This window comes from Streptomyces sp. NPDC058674 (assembly GCF_042716505.1).
Taxonomy (GTDB): domain Bacteria; phylum Actinomycetota; class Actinomycetes; order Streptomycetales; family Streptomycetaceae; genus Streptomyces.
Genome location: NZ_JBHXSC010000023.1, coordinates 75,121 through 93,878 on the forward strand (window position 1 = coordinate 75,121; position 18,758 = coordinate 93,878).

22 protein-coding genes are annotated in these 18,758 nt (G+C 69.1%); 14 read left to right on the forward strand and 8 right to left on the reverse strand.

Translation table 11 applies throughout. The annotated features are described in order from the left end of the window. Window positions 1-248 precede the first annotated feature (248 nt). The 4 genes from ACFWU6_RS14895 to ACFWU6_RS14910 all read left to right on the forward strand — a co-directional run bounded on the left by ACFWU6_RS14895 (window position 249) and on the right by ACFWU6_RS14910 (window position 3,144). Window positions 249-383, forward strand: coding sequence for a hypothetical protein (locus ACFWU6_RS14895; RefSeq protein ID WP_383981204.1), 135 nt, complete (start codon window positions 249-251; stop codon window positions 381-383). A 184-nt stretch (window positions 384-567) separates the two neighbouring features. Beyond that, on the forward strand, window positions 568-1,404 hold the full coding sequence (locus ACFWU6_RS14900; protein ID WP_383981206.1) for a hypothetical protein: 837 nt from the start codon (window positions 568-570) through the stop codon (window positions 1,402-1,404). A 470-nt stretch (window positions 1,405-1,874) separates the two neighbouring features. Beyond that, window positions 1,875-2,594 carry a hypothetical protein gene (locus tag ACFWU6_RS14905; RefSeq protein ID WP_383981208.1) on the forward strand — a complete coding sequence of 240 codons (720 nt, stop codon included), beginning with the start codon at window positions 1,875-1,877 and terminating at the stop codon, window positions 2,592-2,594. 106 nt (window positions 2,595-2,700) lie between these two features. After that, window positions 2,701-3,144 (forward strand): DUF6233 domain-containing protein, encoded by a 444-nt coding sequence (locus tag ACFWU6_RS14910; protein WP_383981210.1) that lies wholly within the window; start codon window positions 2,701-2,703, stop codon window positions 3,142-3,144. Between the two features lie 738 nt (window positions 3,145-3,882). Here ACFWU6_RS14910 and ACFWU6_RS14915 read toward each other — a convergent pair. Continuing rightward, window positions 3,883-4,869 carry a Ku protein gene (locus ACFWU6_RS14915; protein WP_383981212.1) on the reverse strand — a complete coding sequence of 329 codons (987 nt, stop codon included), beginning with the start codon at window positions 4,867-4,869 and terminating at the stop codon, window positions 3,883-3,885. Window positions 4,870-5,021: 152 nt separating this feature from the next. Between ACFWU6_RS14915 and ACFWU6_RS14920 the strand changes: the two genes are divergently transcribed. Then, entirely contained in the window at window positions 5,022-5,372 is a 351-nt protein-coding gene (locus tag ACFWU6_RS14920) for a hypothetical protein (RefSeq protein WP_383981214.1), read from the forward strand. A 99-nt stretch (window positions 5,373-5,471) separates the two neighbouring features. Here ACFWU6_RS14920 and ACFWU6_RS14925 read toward each other — a convergent pair whose 3' ends face one another. The 3 genes from ACFWU6_RS14925 to ACFWU6_RS14935 all read right to left on the reverse strand — a co-directional run bounded on the left by ACFWU6_RS14925 (window position 5,472) and on the right by ACFWU6_RS14935 (window position 8,031). After that, a complete protein-coding gene (locus ACFWU6_RS14925) occupies window positions 5,472-5,681 on the reverse strand; it encodes a hypothetical protein (RefSeq protein ID WP_383981216.1) in 210 nt (69 codons plus the stop codon). 404 nt (window positions 5,682-6,085) lie between these two features. After that, window positions 6,086-7,201 (reverse strand): integrase, encoded by a 1,116-nt coding sequence (locus ACFWU6_RS14930; RefSeq protein ID WP_383981218.1) that lies wholly within the window; start codon window positions 7,199-7,201, stop codon window positions 6,086-6,088. Then, window positions 7,198-8,031, reverse strand: a complete 834-nt coding sequence (locus ACFWU6_RS14935; RefSeq protein ID WP_383981220.1) for a hypothetical protein — start codon at window positions 8,029-8,031, stop codon at window positions 7,198-7,200. Before ACFWU6_RS14935 ends, ACFWU6_RS14930 begins: the two co-directional genes overlap by 4 nt. 196 nt (window positions 8,032-8,227) lie before the next feature. Between ACFWU6_RS14935 and ACFWU6_RS14940 the strand changes: the two genes are divergently transcribed. The 3 genes from ACFWU6_RS14940 (at window position 8,228) to ACFWU6_RS14950 (ending at window position 11,033) form a co-directional block, all read left to right on the forward strand. Beyond that, on the forward strand, window positions 8,228-9,232 hold the full coding sequence (locus ACFWU6_RS14940) for a hypothetical protein (protein WP_383981222.1): 1,005 nt from the start codon (window positions 8,228-8,230) through the stop codon (window positions 9,230-9,232). A gap of 327 nt (window positions 9,233-9,559) precedes the next feature. Next, window positions 9,560-9,748, forward strand: a complete 189-nt coding sequence (locus tag ACFWU6_RS14945; RefSeq protein ID WP_046780853.1) for a hypothetical protein — start codon at window positions 9,560-9,562, stop codon at window positions 9,746-9,748. 505 nt (window positions 9,749-10,253) lie between these two features. Then, window positions 10,254-11,033, forward strand: coding sequence for a hypothetical protein (locus ACFWU6_RS14950; RefSeq protein ID WP_383981224.1), 780 nt, complete (start codon window positions 10,254-10,256; stop codon window positions 11,031-11,033). A gap of 272 nt (window positions 11,034-11,305) precedes the next feature. Here ACFWU6_RS14950 and ACFWU6_RS14955 read toward each other — a convergent pair whose 3' ends face one another. The 3 genes from ACFWU6_RS14955 to ACFWU6_RS14965 form a co-directional block, all read right to left on the reverse strand. Continuing rightward, entirely contained in the window at window positions 11,306-11,578 is a 273-nt protein-coding gene (locus ACFWU6_RS14955; protein ID WP_383981226.1) for a hypothetical protein, read from the reverse strand. A gap of 174 nt (window positions 11,579-11,752) precedes the next feature. Further along, window positions 11,753-12,181: a hypothetical protein gene (locus tag ACFWU6_RS14960; protein ID WP_383981227.1), complete on the reverse strand. Its 429-nt coding sequence runs from the start codon at window positions 12,179-12,181 to the stop codon at window positions 11,753-11,755. Window positions 12,182-12,245: 64 nt separating this feature from the next. Beyond that, the gene (locus ACFWU6_RS14965; RefSeq protein ID WP_383981228.1) at window positions 12,246-12,620 is read right to left on the reverse strand and encodes a hypothetical protein; all 375 of its coding nucleotides are present in this window, start codon (window positions 12,618-12,620) and stop codon (window positions 12,246-12,248) included. A 278-nt stretch (window positions 12,621-12,898) separates the two neighbouring features. On the opposite strand from ACFWU6_RS14965, the gene ACFWU6_RS14970 reads away from it, so the two are divergent. Continuing rightward, window positions 12,899-13,912, forward strand: coding sequence for a hypothetical protein (locus tag ACFWU6_RS14970; protein WP_383981230.1), 1,014 nt, complete (start codon window positions 12,899-12,901; stop codon window positions 13,910-13,912). Next, window positions 13,909-14,061: a hypothetical protein gene (locus ACFWU6_RS14975; protein ID WP_383981232.1), complete on the forward strand. Its 153-nt coding sequence runs from the start codon at window positions 13,909-13,911 to the stop codon at window positions 14,059-14,061. Before ACFWU6_RS14970 ends, ACFWU6_RS14975 begins: the two co-directional genes overlap by 4 nt. Window positions 14,062-14,161: 100 nt before the next feature. Here the strand turns inward: ACFWU6_RS14975 and ACFWU6_RS14980 are convergent, their stop codons facing one another. Beyond that, window positions 14,162-14,890 (reverse strand): ABC transporter ATP-binding protein, encoded by a 729-nt coding sequence (locus ACFWU6_RS14980; RefSeq protein ID WP_383981234.1) that lies wholly within the window; start codon window positions 14,888-14,890, stop codon window positions 14,162-14,164. A gap of 465 nt (window positions 14,891-15,355) precedes the next feature. On the opposite strand from ACFWU6_RS14980, the gene ACFWU6_RS14985 reads away from it, so the two are divergent. The 4 genes from ACFWU6_RS14985 to ACFWU6_RS15000 all read left to right on the forward strand — a co-directional run. Next, complete coding sequence (locus ACFWU6_RS14985; protein WP_383981236.1) at window positions 15,356-16,294, forward strand: hypothetical protein; 939 nt, start codon at window positions 15,356-15,358, stop codon at window positions 16,292-16,294. Window positions 16,295-16,430: 136 nt separating this feature from the next. Beyond that, window positions 16,431-17,399: a hypothetical protein gene (locus ACFWU6_RS14990; protein WP_383981238.1), complete on the forward strand. Its 969-nt coding sequence runs from the start codon at window positions 16,431-16,433 to the stop codon at window positions 17,397-17,399. Window positions 17,400-18,115: 716 nt separating this feature from the next. Further along, window positions 18,116-18,325, forward strand: coding sequence for a hypothetical protein (locus ACFWU6_RS14995; protein WP_383981240.1), 210 nt, complete (start codon window positions 18,116-18,118; stop codon window positions 18,323-18,325). Between the two features lie 113 nt (window positions 18,326-18,438). Then, window positions 18,439-18,758: restriction endonuclease (locus tag ACFWU6_RS15000; RefSeq protein ID WP_383981242.1), on the forward strand; the 320-nt coding region annotated here is incomplete at its 3' end.

The window sequence follows — 18,758 nt, forward strand, 5'->3', positions numbered from 1 at the left end:
AGCTCGCGGCCGCCGCGCGGGAGGCCGGGGCGCACGCAGAGCTGGAGGTCCGGGGCCGGACGGTACGTGGCGGGCCGACGTGCTGGCGAGCGAACCGGCCGCAGGGTGGAAGACGGCCCTCTGGAAGCCCAGCTCTCGCCCATCACCCCGCAGGACATCGCCTCCCGCACGGAACGGATGCTCGAGGACGGGGTGTCCTCGGTGTGGTTCAGCGACCGCATGCGGGCGCCATGGTTCGGAACGGTCCCGTGGGCGCGCTGCAGACCGTGGAGGGCGCCCTGGCCGTGGTGGAGGGCCTCGCGAAGTTCTCGGGCAAACGCTGGGAGGCGGCCCGCAAGTCCCGGTCGGGGAGTTCCTGCGGTGGGTATTCGCCGGGCGGGTAGTGCCGCACCGGCGGCGAGCACCTGTTCGCAGCCCGTTAGGGACCTGGAAATGCAGTGCCAGGGACTCACCGTCACCGCGCAGAGCCGCACATACATGATGCTAGTCAGCTGCTGCCCGCAGGTTGACTTGCTGCTCCTTGGATATCCGCCCCCGGCCTCAGCACCCGACGGCCATGATGCAGACATGACCCCTGAACAGTTCACCGCCGTAGTCGGCCTAGGTGGCGTCGCTCTCGGTATCGGAGGAACGCTGATCGCCGCCCGCGTGCAGCTCAAAGGCAGTCACGCCCAAGCAGAAGCAACCCGGCGCGCAGCCGAGACGACCGCCGTGACCCAGTACGCCGGCACCTTGGTACAGCAGAACAGAGCGGCGCAACGCGCTGCATACGTCGCCTTCGTGTCCCAGGCGCGCGAGTTCACCCGTGAAGTTGACCGGGCCATCGTTGGCACTAGCTGGGCCGCCGATGACAGCTTGCGCGAACAGTACCGTCGGTTGTCCACGGCCTTCAGCGCTGTTGAGCTGGAAGGCCCGGCAGTGGTGATTGCCGCAGGGACCGCAGTGATGGACTATGCCGAGGATCTAACCAGCCAGTTCGAATACTCGGCCCCGGAATACCGAGCATGGCAGAAGTTCCGTTCCGTGGACGTGGGTCAGGCGAGGCAAGCCTCGACTGCCTTGGACGCTCTACGCTCAGCCGCTCGACCCCTTTCACCCGAAGCAGCCCACCGGATGCGGTCTGGCAGCGACATGGTTGAGGCAACCCAGTCACTAGGCGCGCTTGGCGAGCACTGGCGGCAGAAGTACGTCGTCGCGCGTGACGGGTTGGCAGCGTTGTGTACCGCGGGAACGCTTGAGGCATCGGAAATGGCCGTCCTTTTGGAGGACGCCGGGACCCGCAGGATCCCGCTGGACAAGTCTGTCGAAGACTGGGAGTCGGAGCTGTTCAGTGCCATGGAGAAATTCACTGAGTGTGCACGTCAGCAGCTCAACGACACCCGGCCAGAGCGGCGGGTGGACTGACACGCTAGTGGCCGGAAAGGACCTCGGAGCACGGGACGGCACGGTCACGGCCGGGTACTGCTACTCGCGGCCCTCGCTCTCTCAGGAGAATCCGGGGCAACGCATTTCCTTTGCAGTCCCCAGGACCGCGGGGCGTTCGGCGCCGAGCTGGACCTCGCGCCGACATTCACCGTAGTCGGGCAAGCCGCTCACGAAGCGCCCTCCACTTTCTGCCCGTATAGCACGCCAGACGCAGCTTTGAGGGTACGGGTACGTACCCGTACCCGTACCACACCGTGGCCAACGTCCAGAGCCGATCGGCAACCCCTACCCGCCACGTTCCGGTGCGCACCCGGGAGACCACGTCGGGCGGCTTCCGCCGGGTGCTCGCCACTCTCCAAACCTCGCCGGATCCTCAGCTCCCCGCCGTGGCGGTCCGGTCTGGAGTGAGCAGGCAGAATCAGCGGGGTATGGATTCGAAACCTTTTCCCGTGCCTGTGGCGGCCGGTCCGGGTCCTGCGGGCCGGGGCCGCAGGAAGCCGGTACGGTCGCGGGTCCGGCACGGCAGCCCCTCGTGCGCCGACTACGGCTGCACGCGCCCCGAGTGCATAGCCGCAGCCCGTCGGGACCGTGCCCGGCGTACCAGCGAGCTGAAGGCTGGCCGGCCCGCCCGGGTCTCTTCCGCCGAGGCCAGCGCCCGCGTCCGCCAGCTGCAGGAGACGGGCCTCTCAGCTGCGGACATCGCCGAGATCTCGGGCGTCGCCGTCACCCTCATACGGCGCCTGCTCCGCCCGGCCGGCAAGCAGCCGGCCCGTATTCACCGGGCCACAGCCGACGCGATCCTCGGTATCCCCCCGACCAGCGTCTTCCGCCGTGATCGCCTCCTGCCGGGGCTGACTGATGCGGGCAGGGCCGCCGCTAGCCTGCAGGACCTCGCCGAACGCGGATGGCCGACCAGCTTCCTGGCCGCCGAGCTGGACACCAGCACTCACACGGTCGCCGTGATCCGCAGCCGGGAGCGCCGCCGCCTCACCCTTGACCTGGACCTCCGGATTCAACGGCTTGCCGCCCTCCTATTCGCGAGCCAGCCTGCGGATCACGGCATCGCCGCGCACCGGAGCCGCCGGGCGAGAACCGCTGCTCGTCAACGAGCCCCGCTGGTGCGGTCCAGCGGCCTTGACCTGGCGCATCAGCCGGAAGCGGAATCCTGATCAGCTCGTCCGTAAGTCCGACGACCCCGTTCTATTGCCGAGACTGAGAGCGCGATGCTGCCGGGCCGCATGTGGAGAATCCGGTGACGAGGAAAGGGGGCGGATAGTGGGAGCTGGTGCGCGGGTGATCGTGGTCATGCCCGACGGGCAGGAACTGCGGGCTTCCCTGTACGAGCGGCGTCGGACTTCGGCCGGTTGGGAGTACCGGATCGGGGTCACCGTCTGGGGGACCGGGGCCGAAGGCCGTCCGGAGTCGGTCGAGCACCGCGTGTGGCTGGGGGCCAGCCAGGTGCGTCCCCTCGAGGGCGGCGACTACAGCAGGGTGCCGACCCGGTTGGCCAGCACGCCCACTGGCTTCGCCGGCGGCCGGCAGGCGTGGACGGTGCAGCAGCTGCCCCACCGACCCGGCCACCCCGGAGCGACCCTGGTCCATGTCATTGGATGCCAGCCCAGCGGAATTCCCCTCGACCTCGACCAGACCCTCGACGCCCTCAAACAGCCCCGCGCCGTCACCTGCCGCGAATGCAACGCCGCCTCCTCCCTTCCCTGACGCCCAATCCGGCAGATCTCAGGGACAGACTGAGAACGCGGGCCTCGGCATCTGTTGGGATGCCGAGGCCCGTAGGCGGTCCGGCTGTACCCAGAGCGCGGGAAACCGGTCCTGGCCCACGCACCCATACCGGCGCGGACTGATCATGAACCTAGCGGCGGCTGGCCGACGCTGTAACCCAAAGCAGGAAGACACAGCCAAGCGGTTCGTTATGTGCTGCTCTGGTCTGCGGCCAGCGCGGGCATGCCGTCGGATATCGGGCGGGTGTCCTGCCCAGCACCCCTTGGAATTGCTCAGCCTGTCGGCACCGGATGGGAGGATGCCGGTGGCCGGGAACCCGGCTTCAACGGGGGGGCTGGGATGGACATCGAAAGCACGTACGTGTGGCCGCGTGAAGCGACGCCATCGGACATGATCAGGCTGGAGACGTGGCTGGCTGGGCACGGGTGGGAGGTCGACCCCACGGTGTACATGGCCGGCGCGAGAGGCGCGGCCGTGCAGGTCCGGCGCATGAACGCGGACTGGGCCGACGACGATGCGGGGCTCCTGATCCTGCCCACGGAAACCGTGGTGTGGGACGGAAGACTGATGCAGTCGCGCCCAACGCTTCCGCGAGTCCCGCTCCCTACAGCGCCTTCACGTCCAGATCCCAGCCGGTGCAACCCGCTGGCTGAGTAACTGGCGTCGGCCCTTGGAGTCGATGTCGCGGCATCTCGGTTCGCGAGCGCGTAGCCCGGGTCATGCCTGGGACAGGGCCTTCACCAGGTCGTCACGGGTCATGTTCGAGCGTCCGGGAAGGTTGGCGGCGGCCGCCTTCTTGTAGAGGCCGGCCTTCGACAAGCCGTTCAGGTCTTCCTTGGGGGTGGAGCGGATTCGCTTCTTCGCCGCCGGCTTCTTCGCGGCGGTGGTCTTGCCGGATGCAGTGGCCTTGCCCCCGGTGGCCTTGGGGTTTGCGGCTCGTTCAACGCTGGCGCGCAGGGCTTCCATGAGGTCGACGACGCCGGTCGGCTCGGCGGCGGGTTCGGCCTTCTCCACCGTCTCGCCGGCCTTCTTGGCGTCGATGAGGGCGGCGACCTTCTCCTGGAACGTGTCGTGGAAGGCGTCCGGATCCCAGTCCATACTCAGGGCTTCGATGAGCTGCTCGGCCATCTTCAGTTCCTTGTCCGACGCCTTGGTCTTGCCGGGCAGGCCGTCGATCTCCTTCCTGGGATCCCTGATCTCGTCCGCCCAGTGAAGGGTGTGGAGGGTAAGGAGCCCGTTCTCGGCCTTGAGGGCGACGAGGTACTCGTGCTGGCGCATGACGAACGTGGCGATGCCGGCCTTGCCTGCCTTGTCCAGGGCTTGCTCCAGGAGGCTGTAGACCTTGTCGAAGCCCTTGCCGCGGGGGCCGAGGTAGTACGTCTTGTCGAAGAAGATCGGGTCGACGTCGGCGAGGTCGACGAACCCCGTGATGTTCAGAACCTGGGAGCGGCCCGGGGCGATCTCGTCCAGTTCCTTCGGCTCGACCAGGACGTACTCGCCGCCTGCGTCGTAGCCCTTCACGATGTCGTCAAGTTCAACCTCATCCCCGGTGCGCTCGTTCACACGGCGGTTGCGGATCCGGTCGGAGGTACCGCGCTGCAGCTGATGGAAGTGGATCGTGTGGCTGTCGGTCGCCGTGTACAAGCCCACCGGCAGGCTCACCAGGCCGAACGCCAGATTCCCAGCCCACACAGGACGCGCCACTACCGCCACCTCCTCCACAGCTCCCCCCTCCAGCACACGGTGCCTACCCGCTCTGTGCCACCCGACCGCGAGCGCTGTGCGGCCGGCCGAACGGAGCACCAACCGGAGTGTCCGGCTTCCCATCCAGATTCGAACAGAATTACGATTCGAGGGTGACCGACAACAACGCCTTCCCCGCCGATCTCCTCCAGCTCCAGGAACGCCTCCACCGCGCCCACGCCGAGCACCGGGCCTACCTGGACGGACTCCCGTGGAGCGTGGTGCCCCTGACCGGCTGGGTACGGGGCGAGCGGTTCTCCCACCAAGGGGACGTCCTCGACAGCCGGGGCTGGAGTGACGAGCAGAAAGAGACGGTCGACCGGATGTGGGCACAGATCCGGGAGCTGTCGATCGCGGTCGTCGGCCACCCCCACTGGAAGAGCGTCCCCCTCGACGCCTTGATCGAGAGCCGCAGGCAGCTCAAGCGGCAAGCCCACCCCGTCGATGTGGCCAAGGCGGCGTAGTCCCCGTGCCGGAGCCCCTTCTGGTCTTGCCGGCCCTGGACCAGCTCCTGGTGATACATCGCTGGCTGAAGCTCACCCTCGCCCGCGTCGACGAACGGATCACCGCGGTTCGGACCGCAGACGAACAGCGCGCTTACCTGCTACGGCCGCCGGAGCGAGGTGCTGCCCGCCGAACGCGTCGGAGACGGCGTCCTGGTGGATGTCGTCGACGAGGACCAAGCGGTGGTGCAGCTGCGGGGCCGGCGGGGACTCGGGCCGGGCTCCGCCGGTGGGTGAATGCTCTTCGATTCGGATTCTGTGAGGATTCATGGGCCCTGTGGAGAAGTAGTCGGCAGCTGTCAGCCCCCTTGACCAGGTACCCCCACCTGGGATTTCACCGGCCGGACGGGAGCGGGCGAGGCGCCCTGGTAGGCGCCTCCGAAAGCGTCCTGGAAAGCACCCTCGTAGGCACCCTGACGAACGCCCTGGTAGGCGCCTTGTCGCCGGACGAGCGTCGGCCATGATCCGGGTGGGCGGTGTCGTCCGGCGCGAACGGCGCCGCGGAACAACGAGACCCCCTCGCGCCGGGCGATACCGACCTGCGCAGGGGCCTGGCGGCGGCGGTGCCCCCAGCGCCCACCCGCGTTCGCTCCGTGCACGCCACCGGCTCTCCCCGGCGATCCGAGCCCGGGCTCCTTGCCGTTCCTCATGTCCGTGGCAGAGGACTCGCGCTGTCAGGCGAGCCCAGCGGAGGCGTTGTCGCCCCATCCGTCCTCGCGTTGCATGTAGCCCAGCATGGAGCGGGAGTGGCGGGCCCAGCCGCCCTGGTCGGCGATCGCAATCCCGTCGCGGCCCTTGCGGCGGGCGACGGAGGCCAGGCCGATGCGCAGGGAGTGTCCGGTCCAGGCGATCGGGACGCCGGCCCGGGCGGAGATCCGTTTGATGGCGCGGGTGACGGAGTCCGGGCCCATGCCGCCGGTGATGTGGCCCCACTGGTCGATACCAACGAAGGCCGGAGTAGAAGGGTCGGCCCACCGCTGTCCCTGCTCGGCGACCAGGCGGGTGCGGTACGCGGTCCACGCGCGCACCGGGCAGATCGCGGGATCGTCGGCGTAGCTGATCTTGGCGTTGCGGACGCTGTGTTTGGTCTTGCCGGTGAGCACGGCGACGACCAGGCCTCGGGGGTGCAGGGTGACGTCGCTGGTGAGCAGTCCGGCTGGGTCCTGGCTGCGGCTGGCGTAGTGGAAGCCGGTCAGCACGAGCGCCTTGTCGCGGTCGCCGGCGAGGGTGTCGGGGCAGGCGCGGGCGAGGGCGCGCAGGCCGTCGATGTCGGCGCCGACGGCCTGGCCGCGGCCGCGCCGCTCGCCGGCCTGCAGGAGCTTGACCTCCAGCCCGGCCAGTGCCTTGCGGGCCGCGGCCTGGTCGTCGCCGCTGACGGCGACGCCGCGCCGGCGCAGGCCGGTGACAGCGGCGGCGAGGTGGGTATCGGCGGAGGTCGGCGCGTAGCCGGTGCCGTTCTGCTGACCCTCACGCAGCATCCAGGCCACGAACGCCACGAAGGAGCCGCGGGAGGCCTCCCGTTCGGGGAGCTGCGAGGCAGCGCAGAACCGGGTCCACACCCGCCAGCTCTTGGCATAGGTGTCCTCGGTGTTCTCCGGGGTGATCTCGGCGGCGACCGCGTCGGCCAGGTCTTCCGCCTCGGCCAGGCGCCGGGCGGCATCAATGCCGTGGCGCCCGGCCCAGCGTTCGATGAGCGCCTGGCGTTCGGCGGCCGCCGGATCCAGCGGTGCCGGAGCGCTGCCCGGCTCGGGGAGGTCACCGGTGGCCGCCGCTTCCAGGATCAAGGTCATGGGCTGCCGTCCCCCTCCGTCCGGTCCTGGGCGGGCAGGCGCTCGTCTGCGGCGTGCAGCGGGATGTGCTTGGCCCGCGGCCAGCGGAAGAGGTCGAAGTCCGGATCGTCCTGCCAGGGCAGGGCGAAGTGACGCAGCCGGTTCCAGGCGTCCCGGCGGTCCTCCAGGTCACGGTCGAGGTCGGTGTCGTACGTGAGTGAGCCGTGGACGTCGTCACGGGTCATGTCGATGGCCGTCTGCAGGGCGAGCGCGGAGCGGTGTTCCTCGGTGCCGGCCTGGTGCAGGGCGAGGAGCCGGTCGGTGTGCTTCGTGAGGAATCCGTGCAGGGCGTCGAGGTGTTCACGGGTGATGCGGTCCGAGTGGATCTCAGGCTCGTGGGCAGGGATCGCATAGGCGGGACTGTCCCCCTCCTCCCCCTCGGCCTTGCGTGCGGCGTCCCGGGCCTCGCTCTCCTTGTTGTGATGCTCGATCCGGGTCCAAGGTGCGTAGCGGTGGACGTCGGAGGCGTCGCGCCAACGGTCGGCGACGGCCACGAGCCGGTTCCACTCCCGGCGCACTTCCTGCCGGCTGCTCAGCGTCCACGACGAATCGAAGCCGTCGGCGAGGTACGCGTCGCGGTTCTCGATGCCGTGCCTCGCGCCGCCGGCGACATCCCGGATCAGGGCCAGCAGGGCTTCGGCGGCCCGGTACGCGTCCGTGTCCTTCTCGGACGTTGAGACAAGTGCTTCCGCCTTGGTGGTCAGGAAGTCGGTTAAGCCGTCGACGTGGGCGGTGGTGAGCTCGTCGCCGTAACGCAGGATGCGGAACTCGGTGGGGGCCTCGGCTGTCATCGCTCGGGGATGGCCTTTCTCGGGAAGTCCGCGACGAGAGACTGACCGGTCGTCATGTCCCTTTTTGTCGCGTCGGATAAGTAGACTTTATCCGACGCGACAGGCTCATTTTTTCTGTCCCAAGAATTTTTGACACTCCGCTGCCACGCCGGGCCCGAGCAGTGAAGGCTGGACACCAAGCAGCAAGGAGCAGCAGATGATGAGCCACATGGAGCCCGGCAGTCCCTACAACAGCACTTTCGGTGGGGGGCTCTGGGAAGCGACAGTTCATGGAAACTTCGACCTGACTCGCGGCTTCCTGGTCCTCGGCATTGACAGCACCCCAAGCTGCGCCGTCCACGTATGGGCTCCGCGCACCAAGCCGAATCGACCGGTCTACCCCTACCCCCTGCTTACATGGGGACGGGCGTGGCTCAGCTATATCGCAACTTCCGTCGCCGAAGTCGGTCCGATCCAGCGGCAGGCACGCCAGCTGAGCGACGACAACCTCCTCCAGGCGTGTCCTCCTCAGCCGGTGATGCGCCTGCTGGCGACCCTCGTCGGCCGCATGCTGATGCTCTACCTCGTGCGGGCCGGCGCCAGCGACCCGGCTGTCCGGGCCGAGGCCGAGTCGGCGGTGGCCGCTGCTCTGTGCGCTCGCCGCGCGATCTTGGAGTCTGAGGGGGTGGACGACTGGAAGCCTGCCGTCGCCTCCTTCGCGCGGACGTACCTGGGCGTCTCCCGCACGGACGGGGAATGGCTGGAGGCTGTGTCGACGGCGTTGCTGGGCAACTGGGTGGACGCCCTCGAAGCGCCACCTAACAGCGGGGGCACTCTGCACCACCTGCGCCGGGAGGCACGGACGGTGCATCGACAGTTGATGCCGCTGTGGCAGCGCAAGTCCGGGCCGGGCCGGGTGTGGATGCTGGACTACCGGCTGCCGTCCGGGGAGACCCTCCACGAGCTGGTCGCCGGGTCGTACCGAATCGAGGACGAGTTCCTGGACTGGTCTCCGGACCGGGGCGATACATGCGCCGTCCTCGGGCGGCTCAAGGAGGACGAGCGACGCGTCGCGCAGGCCTTCGCACTCGGCGGCGGTTCCTGGGCCGAGGCCGCAGAGTCGGCCGGACTGCCGCCTCAGATCGGCGAGCGCGTGATGCGCAAGCTCCGACGTCTCGGCGTCGAGTACCGGCGCCGGCGGCCCCTGGTCGGTGCCGCGTGAACACCGCGCTCGCACCGGCCAGGGCAGCGCTGCCCGATGCGGACCCGTCCGCTTTCGATCTCGGCCCGGATGGCCCCTTATTGGGGTCAGTGTTCGGGGACTCGGGTCCGGAAGGACCCCGTAACGGACCCTTGGAGCAAGACGTCCCTCACGGATACCGCCTGGTCAGAGCATTTTGTGGGCCGTATTCCAACCGGTCTCTCAACACGGCATAGACTGGCGGCTGTTCGCAGCACACCGCGGGCGCATCGCAGAAGGCGGGCTCTTCAACGAGACCCCGCCTTTGACGGGCGCACACGGCGTCAGCGGATGAGAGGACAACTGAACATGGCGCACATCGAGCAGAACGGTGAGCAGTCCGACCCCCTTGGGAAGGGCGAGCAGCCGGGATGCCGAGGTGCACACCGCAACGAGCGTTCTCCCCTCGACCTCATCTTGGTCGTCTTCGCCGATGACATCTCTGGATGGATCATCGACGGAGGGAAGTGGCTGTTCGAGTACCTGAACAGCCTGTAGAACGCACTGTGCCCCCTGGTGGTGGAACACCAAGGGGCACTGGTTGTGGGTGTACCCACTCCGTGCAGCGGCTCCTCAGCGTTCTCAGGCGAAGGGGAGCCGTTGTCGTTTCTATAGCCTGGGCTATAGCAACCCCACCTTAGTACACACTCTTATGTGTCAAGGATTCGTGGACCCGTACGGTCACCTGCTACTGCTGATCAGCAGTGTTCGCGGGTTCGCGAGACTTCGGCGGTGACAACTATGCGCGCCGCCTGCTCGGGCACGGACCGGTCCGTGCCGTCACCGACCAGGAGTCGGCGGGCGCCCCCGGCGGACTGCCGCAGAGCGGGCCGCCCAGGACAAGCTCCGCCCGTCCGTCCGGGCGCAGGCCGCTGGGGGAGGGGCCCGCAGCTGACGGACCACGGTGGGCGCCCCCTTGACCAGCGAGGGCAAGTGGGCGCCCACCTCGCTGCCCGCGGCGAAGACTGTCCCGGGCCCTACTCCCCACGGGAGGATCGGGCGTGTGATCGAGTTCCTGAAAAACCACTCCACGATCCTCCTCGCCCTCCTCACCGTCGCGACCGCGTTCGGCGGCACCTGGCTCGGATCGCACATCCAGGCCAAGGGCGGGCTCGCCCAGGCCAAGGCTGCCAAGGAAGCCGCCGAAACGGCGGCCGCCGCCACCCTCCAGGCGGTCCGCGAGCAGAGCGACCGCGCGGCCGCCGCCGCCCACGCTGCCGCCGTGCGTGACCACCGCACCACTGCAATAGCCGACCTGCTCCGCGCCACCCGCGAGCTCGTGCGCGCCCTCGACCGCCAGTACCGCGAGCCGGGAGACACCGCCACCATGAACACTCTCCACGAGGCGTTCATCCAGGTCCGTGGAACCGTCGAATTGTGCGCCCCCACCAGCCTGCTCCCCGCCGTCAAGGAACTTGCCAGGACGACGCGGAACCTGAGCGACTTCGCCCACGAACGCGCTGAGTCCAACCGCGCCATGACCCACCTGCTGAGGCTGGAACCCCACGAGGGGGACTCCACGCCCTTCTTCGACGCTGTCGCGGCGTTGGAGGCCTTCCGCACCGCCGCCGTCGCGGACGCCAACGCCCTGGAGCTGCACGCCCTGGCGGAGGTAGCGCTGCGCCAGGTCCCTCAGCTGCCCGAGCATGAGCAGGACGTCCTCCTGGTCGACTGCTACTACGAACCCCTCCGCCCCGCGCTGGCCCGCCACAGGGACGGGCACTACCAAGCTATGAACGACCTCATCGAACAGGCCCGCGCCATCCTCGGCGTCAACAACTGAGACCGTCGAGCAGGCGGTGGCCGGCCACCGTTGCTCGTGATTCAGGTCGCTCACCGTTCGCTCGCTCGTTGAGGGGAGCCGGGAGCGGGGCTGACGACCAAGGTCTGATGCTGCTCAGGCTGCGAGAACGTCGGGGCGGTCGAGACCCCGGCCGTACGGGGCGGTCTGACTCCGCGACCGCTTCCGACACCTCGGACCGACCAGGCCGGAACGCAGAAAGCCCCCGGCCGCGCCCTCGTTCTGAGGGGCGGCCGGGGGCCGGGGGTTTCGGGTCAGCTGGTCGGGCGGGGGACTACGGGCCGGTCGATGTGCAGGTGGACCGGGGCGGGGTCGAGGTCAGCGAGTGCGGCTGCGAGGGTGTCGGCCACGACGACCGAGCGGTGCCGGCCGCCGACGCATCCCGCCGCGCTGCGCAGCGGTCCGGCGGACGGCCCGGCGAGGAACGCCCGCGCGGCCTGGACGGTCGCGGCGACTGGGGCCGGGATCCCCGGGGTGCTGAGCACCGTCTCGATGACGTCGGGGTCCCGGCCGTTCATCTGCCGCATGGGGGGCTACACGTGGGGGTCCCGGAAGTGCTCCCGCAAGTCGAGAGTCAGGTGCGCAGGCTCGGGAGCCGTGGTTCGCAACCCCTGAACGGCGGGGCGACAGGTGCCCGCCCCTGGTGCCCCCATTGCTCTCAACAGGGGCACCCAACGCCGATCAGCTCAGTCCCGGTCGGGTCAGTCGACGGCGGGCATCTGCTGGGCCGGCCCGGGCAGGCCATGGGTAGCGCGCATGTGCGGGCACAGGAACGGCTTGCGGCCGTCTCCGAGCTGCACACCAGTGCTTCGGCTCATCCTGCGAAAGAACACCTTGCCCATGGCCTTCTGGACCGTGGTGGTCCACGCGTAATCGTCATGGCCGCGTAAGGCGTAGCGCAGCATCCGCCCTCCGTAGTTGCGGTCCTGGTACTCGTCGGTGACGCGGATGGCGATGACCAGGCCGACACGGCACGCCTCGCAGACCTGCCAATCAAGCCGCGCGAAGTCGTACCCATCGGCACGGGTCACCAGCAACTGCTCGCGGCCAGCGGGCTGCGCAGGCGGGAGGTAGTGCCAGTCCTCGCCAGGCACTTCTCTCTTCGGCAAGCGCCGGCGCAGCCATCTCATCCCGTCACCCCGGCGCGGAGAAGGTCGTCCAGCCCGGCTTCCCCCTTTCGGGAAAGACCGATGCTCACCGGGGGTTCGCCTTCCACAGGAGGTGGGAGAGCGCGGAGTGCGTGGTGTCCAGCGCGCCGGCCATGGTCTCGGCGCCGCCCTGGGCCCGCTGGAGCGCGGCGAGCGCGGCGACGACATCGGCTGCGCCGTCGCCTCCGTCCTCGCTGCGCAGGTGGCCCTCGGTGGCGAGCTGCTGGACGAAGGCGCCGATCTGCCCGTAGAGCTGCGGTAGGTGCTGGGAGAGCTCCCGCAGGCTGCCTACGACGGCCCATGCGTCACCGGGATGCTGCCAGTCCGGGTCGGACTGGGACTGCCGGGTGATTCCGTGCAGCGCGCGGATCGCCTTGGCCGCTTCGTCCGCGAGGTCGAGGGTGGTCTTGAGGTCAGCCACGGTGGTCCCTCCGTCTGGAGCTCCGGTCGCTGACCTGTTGTCACGTCCGGCTTCTGCCCTACATGGGCAGAGCCTAAGGATCCCGGCCTTCTCCGCGACAGATCGCATTCGGCGCCTGACCGGCGTGAATTGGCTGCCGCCGGATCCACCGACGGCCTGACGTCCCGCCCCTCGACCCGCACGCCTTCGACATCGGTCCCGTTGCAAGATTCTTTGACACTTCGCCGGCCTCCTGGGCCCGAGGGCTGGAGACTCAGCACACACGCCGGGAGCAGCAGATGAAGATGACCGATGTAGAGCTGGGCGGTCCGTTCAGCACGACCTTCGGCGGGGGGCGGCATGAGATCGCCGGCCGGGCCGAGTTCGACGTGACTCGCAGCTTCCTGGTACTCGGCATCGATAGCATCCCGCAACGCTGCATCGAGCGCCCCCGCCGCACCGCGCCAGCTCGCGTCGACGTGTTCTACATCTATCCCCAACCGACGGAAGGACGGTCGTGGCTCAGCTATGTTGCCGCACCCATCTCCGAAGTCGGCCAGATCGAGACGGCTGCAGATCTGCTGGCCGCCCCGGACCTCGTTCAGCTTCTTTGTCCACAGGAGGTGATCCGAGGGCTGGCGACCTTCGTCGGTCGCATCCTGCTGCTGTTCACCGTGCGGGCCTGCTCCAGCGACTCCAAGGTCAGCGCCGAGGCGGAAACAGCGGTCGCCGCCGCGCTGCATGCCCGCAGCACGTTCCTGGGGTCCGCCGGGACAGACGAGTGGAAGTCGGCAGTCGCTTCCTTCGCGCGGACGTACCTGGGTATCTCCCGGACGGACGCGGAATGGCTGGAGGCTGTTTCGACCGCGCTGCTCGGCGACTGGGTCGACGCCCTCGGCGTAGGACCACCGACCGATAACGGCGAACTGCACCGTCTGCGCCGGGAGGCACACGCAGTACACCGGCAGCTGATGCCCCTGTGGCAGCGCAAGTCCGGCCCCGGACGGGTCTGGATGCTGGACTACCAGCTCCCATCCGGGGAGACCCTCCACGACCTGGTCGCCGGGTCATACCGAATCGAAGACGAGGCGCTGGCCTGGTCTCCGGACCGCGACGACGCCTGCGCCGTCTTCAGCCGGCTCAAGGAAGACGAGCAGCACGTCGCCCAGGCCTTCGCAGTCGGCGGCGGGTCGTGGGCAGAGGCCGCAGCCACGGCCGGACTGCCGCCTCAAGTCGGCGAGCGCGTGATGCGCAAGCTCCGGCGACTCGGCCTTGAGTACCAGCGTCGGCGGCCCCTGGCGGGTGTCGCGTGAGCACCGTGCTCGCACTGGCCTGGGTGGCGATGCCCGAGTTCCTCGGCAGCCTGAGCGCCGGACTCGTCCTCACGATCGGCGCCGGGATTGCCCGCCGACGGGCAGCTTCGCGTCCCGCCGGGCAAGAGGATGGCCGCACCACAGGCTGATCCGGCATGCCGGCCGCGCACCGCGGTACACGCGGCCAGCCGTCCCCGAAGACCGCCGCCGTTCATGGGGTGTTTCAGGCGACCCACCGTTTGCAACGCCTCATGAAACTTGATCGCTGCAGGTGGCTGACCCCGCAGCGCCGTGTTGCAACGGGGACCACCTATGAAACGGCCGCTGAACACCGGTCTTCGAGTCGAGCGACCCGGTGGGCTCGTCGGCCAGGACCAGGTTGCGGTCTCCGACGATGGCCCGGGCGATCGCGGCGCGCTGCTGCTGTCCGCCCGACACCTCGGCCGGGAAGCGGTCCTCCAGTCCCGCCAGGCCAACGCGCGCCATCGCCTCGCGCGCCGCCCGGTCCGCCGGGCCCCGGGGGGTCCCGGTCGCTTCGAGGGGCAGGCGGACGTTCTCGGCGAGGGTCAGGGCGGCCAGGAGGCTGAAGTCCTGGTGCACGAAGCCGATCTCGCGCAGCCGCAGCGCCGACAGCTCGGCGTTCGTGCTGACGCGGACCTGGTGGCCCAGAACCTCCAGGGTTCCCGCGTCGACCCGCTCCAGGCCAGCGATCAGGTGCAGCAGGGTGCTCTTCCCGGATCCCGATGGCCCCGTCAGAGCGGTCAGCGTGCCGGCCCGCAGGGACAGCGAGACCTCCCGCAGCGCGGACGACGCGTTCGTCGGCCTAGAGCGCGGTGACGTCCGGGCCGGCCTGCTCCCGGAACGCTTCGTGGACGCGCTGCAGAGCGGAGGCGATGGCGGTGATCTGGGCCCACTACCCGTATGTGTGCAGGTCCAGGGATGGAAAAGCGCAAGGCGTGCAGTATCGCCGCCATTCACGGGGCTGGTGCCACGCCTGGCAAGGACACCGAAATGCTCGAGACCGCTCCGCGCGGCACAACAATCGATAGTTTGTCACCTAATTCTGGCACTTCAGATATATCAGGGCAGCCAGTGAGGATCACTCATATACCTGTCTGGCTCTTCATTTCCGAGAGGGTGGCGAATGGTGGCGTTTAGTCGCAGCCGCCTCCATCTGGCACAGGGCTGCTGGCACATGCCGCAAACTGGGCGTGCCGCTGCCCTCACAGTCCGTTACGTCCTGGGTGTACCTGGATCTCCACAGGGGAAGCGATCCATCCATGTTCAAGTAATTCAAGACAAATCAGCCGAAGATGGCTCCGCCGGGGCCCCTCAAACCGGTCTGGTCGGATCGGTCCGCCGACGAGGCTGGACCGACCCACCACTGCAAAAAGGGCTGCCCCCATATGCCAGGGCCGGGCTTCCCGATTCGATGGAGAGAAGATGTCGAATTCTGAAAGTGTCGCCTTCAGGACGACAAATGATGTCGTCCTGAAGGAGGCGGATGGGAAACGACGTGATGCCTATAGGCGCCTGTCCTCACTGGTCGCTCCCGACACGAGCGCCTGGACGGGGACCCTGGCCCAAGACCCCACCCTGCGTCAGCCCACACCGCGCCTGGGGGACGTGGCCGCGAAGTACGACGGCCTCATGCGCGCGCTCGACTACGACAGCTTCGAGCTCGTCGACGAGGGGGACCTGCTTGCCGCCCTCCTCGTCATCCGGGCGATCAAGACGAAGTTCGACATTGACGAGGCACGAATCATCGGGGCCGCGCGGGAGAAGAAGGTCACCTGGCAGCGGCTCGCCGGCGCGATGGAGCTGAGGAGCCGCTCCTCGGCCGAACGCCGCTTCCTCCAGCTCAGCGAGATCAGTCACTCCGACGTGCGCCCCCCGCGGACGCAGGCCGAGCGAGTGGAGCAGGCCCGGATCCAGCGCTCGCGGCGTGCCGAGCGGGCCTGGGCGGCCGCGCACGGCGCGCGGGTCACTCTTCTGGCCCGGGGCCTGGCGGCGGTGCCCGACCTCCAGTACCGCGCCGATCACGCCCCCAACGCGGTGAAGACCCGGTACCGCGCCCACCACGAGGCTGCGAAGGAGAAGCGGGATACCCCGGAGGTGACGATGGCCTGGCCCCGCGAGCTGTTGGCGACGCTGGAAGAACTCAAGACGCACCCCCCCGGTACGCGCGAGTGGCCGAAGCTCATCCACCGGCTGTCTGGCCTCCTGAGCCACGCCGCGGATCCCTCGCACCTTGGACTCGACGACCACCTTGAGCTCTTCACCGAGATCCGCATGCTCTACGCGAACGCGGGCGGCCTCGCGCCCCGTCAGCCCGGGCGGCTCCCCGCCCTCGCCCGCCGGCGCGGACCCGTCGTGAACTAGTCCCCGCCCACCTATCCGTTCGGAGCCGTCGGCCCCGAACCCCAGCCGACCGGCCCGCCGCCCTCGGATACCAGGCCATGGGCGGCGGACGGCCACTGAACCCTCCCCAACCTCTTTCAGGAAAGGACCCTTTCCCATGGTGCACGATGCACCTCCCTGGCGAGACCACTCGCCCTTCCCAGACGCCCCGGACGTCGTCTGCCCCGCCTGCAAAGCTCCCCTGCACGCCCCGCCGAACACCTTGGTCCTCGCCGCTGACGCCCTCAGGCGCACTGCCGACGACCTCGCCCCCGTCCTGCTGGTCATGCTCGTCGAGCAGACCGGCCGTGACACCTGCGCGCCGATCACCCTCGTCAACGGCAAGGGCGGCCACCCGGCGCTGGAGGCGATCGGCATGCTGCTCGACGGCGGCTACATCAAGGCCGCTTCGACGCCCGGCGCGACCGCCTTCCAGCTGACCGCCGCGGGACTCCGGCACGCCGACGAGATCGTGCGGCAGCGCGCCAACCACGGCATCCGGCGGGACTTCGCGCTCGACGAGCTCGTCGCTGCCGCGTTCGCCGAGCCCGACGAGCAAGTCCATATACAGGACTTCACCGCTTTCACCTTTCACCTCGGCGAGCGCCTCGACGTCTCCACCGTCATCGCGGCCGCGCACGACCTCGTCTCCTACGGGCTGGCCGTTCCCATCCCGCCCGACGGCGAGCGGCCCGAGCAGCTCGCCCTGACCCGCGCCGGGCGGCACTGCGCCGCCCTCAAGATGAAAGTGGTCCAGTACGTGACCCAGCACAGCCCCGGCAACGGCCCCGTCTTCAATCAGTATGTCCAGCCCGGCGGAGCAGGTGCCCAGGGCGTGCACATCACCCAGACCAACGGCCTCCGGCCCGGCGACTTCGCACCCCTCCTCGAACAACTGCGCGGCGCCACCCCCCGCGTCGGCGCAGCCCGGGACCTCTACTTGGCGGACCTCGCCACCCTCCAGGATCCCCACGCCCCCGGCGAGACCCGCCGGAGCGCCCTGGTGCGCGTGCGTTTCCTGCTGGAACAGGCCGGCGCCGCCTCCGGCATCATCCAGGCTGCCATCGCCATCGCGGCCCTGATCTGACGAACCTCAAAGAGTGCGCGGCCCCCACCCCGTCGAGGGTGGGCGCCGCGCGCAGTGGTCGGGTGGGCAGGTGCCGCCCGTACTTGAGGATCTTCCGCGGAGGTCATGCCCGGGGTGCCGCTCGCCTCGCAATTCGAACACGCGTTTAACTTAAGGGATGGATTCGTTCCGCTTCCCCGACGACCTGCTGGCGCTGCAGGTCGCGTCTTCTTGCCGAACGTGAATGGGCCCCTCCCGTCCTCTTGGGGCGCGAGAAGGGGACGGTGATCGGGGTGGCGTCCTCCGGCCGGGCGGCGAGCAGGTCGCCGGCCGTGTCAGGGAGGGACAGCCATCCGCAGCCGGTCAGCTTCTCGACCAGGTCTTCCGGGCCGGTCAGGCCGAGCCACCGTATTGGGCACCGCGGCGAAGTCTGTTGGACTCGCCGTGCGCGAGCGGCATGAATTGCGAACGTCAGGGACTCTTCATGCTCGCGGGACCTTCCAGAGAGCCGAGGAGCTCACCGAACGTCAGCTCGGTGCCGTCTTGCAGATCCGGCCCCGGCCGGGCCGCTAAGGCGAAGCCGAGCCCGGCTGGTGCGGTATCCGGCCAGGTCCGACGTCTTTGTGCCATAAGAGGGCAACCCGCCTCCAACCTTTCCGACGCCCGACTACACAGGAGGCTGCGGGTAGCGTGTCGCCTACCCTGCGTGGTGATGGCCGGTGGGGGAGGCTGAACGGTTGCTGACCATCAACGTGGCGCTGCTGCTCGCAGTCATCGTATTTATCCGACTGCGGCGGCGCACTGAATCCCGTAGCCGCTTCGACGAGAAGATGACCGTGGTCATCGTCCTGGCGCTGGGAGTCCTGCTTGCTCCCACCCCGGTCGGCCAGGGAATCCTGAACTTCCTGGGCCAACTCGCGAGCGGCGTCGCGCAGGCCAGCCGATGAGCCCGCGTGCCCGCAAAGGCCGGGCGACGGCCCGGCGTCCGCCGGCGCGGCGGCGTACACGCAGGCCGGGCAGACGACAACAGCGCGCGGAGGACCGACTGCTCGAGATCCTCGTGGCCGGGGTCGCGGCCGTCGCCTTGGCAGTGGCCTTGATCAACTGGCTGCTGGCCCACTGGTGGGTCCTGGCCGTCACCGGCGTGCTCGCGGCCTTGGCCGGCGGAACCTGGATCCGCCAGCAGCAGCAGAAAGCCCGGTGGGAAGCGGTCCGCGCACAGGGCCTGCGATACGGGCTGGCCCAGCTGGACACCCTGCACCACTCCCAGTTCGAGGACGCGGTCCGCGACCTCATGCGCCGGGACGGCTGCCACAACGCGGTGCGCGTCGGCGGCGGCGGAGACCTGGGCGCGGACGTGAAGGCCACCGACCCCTGGGG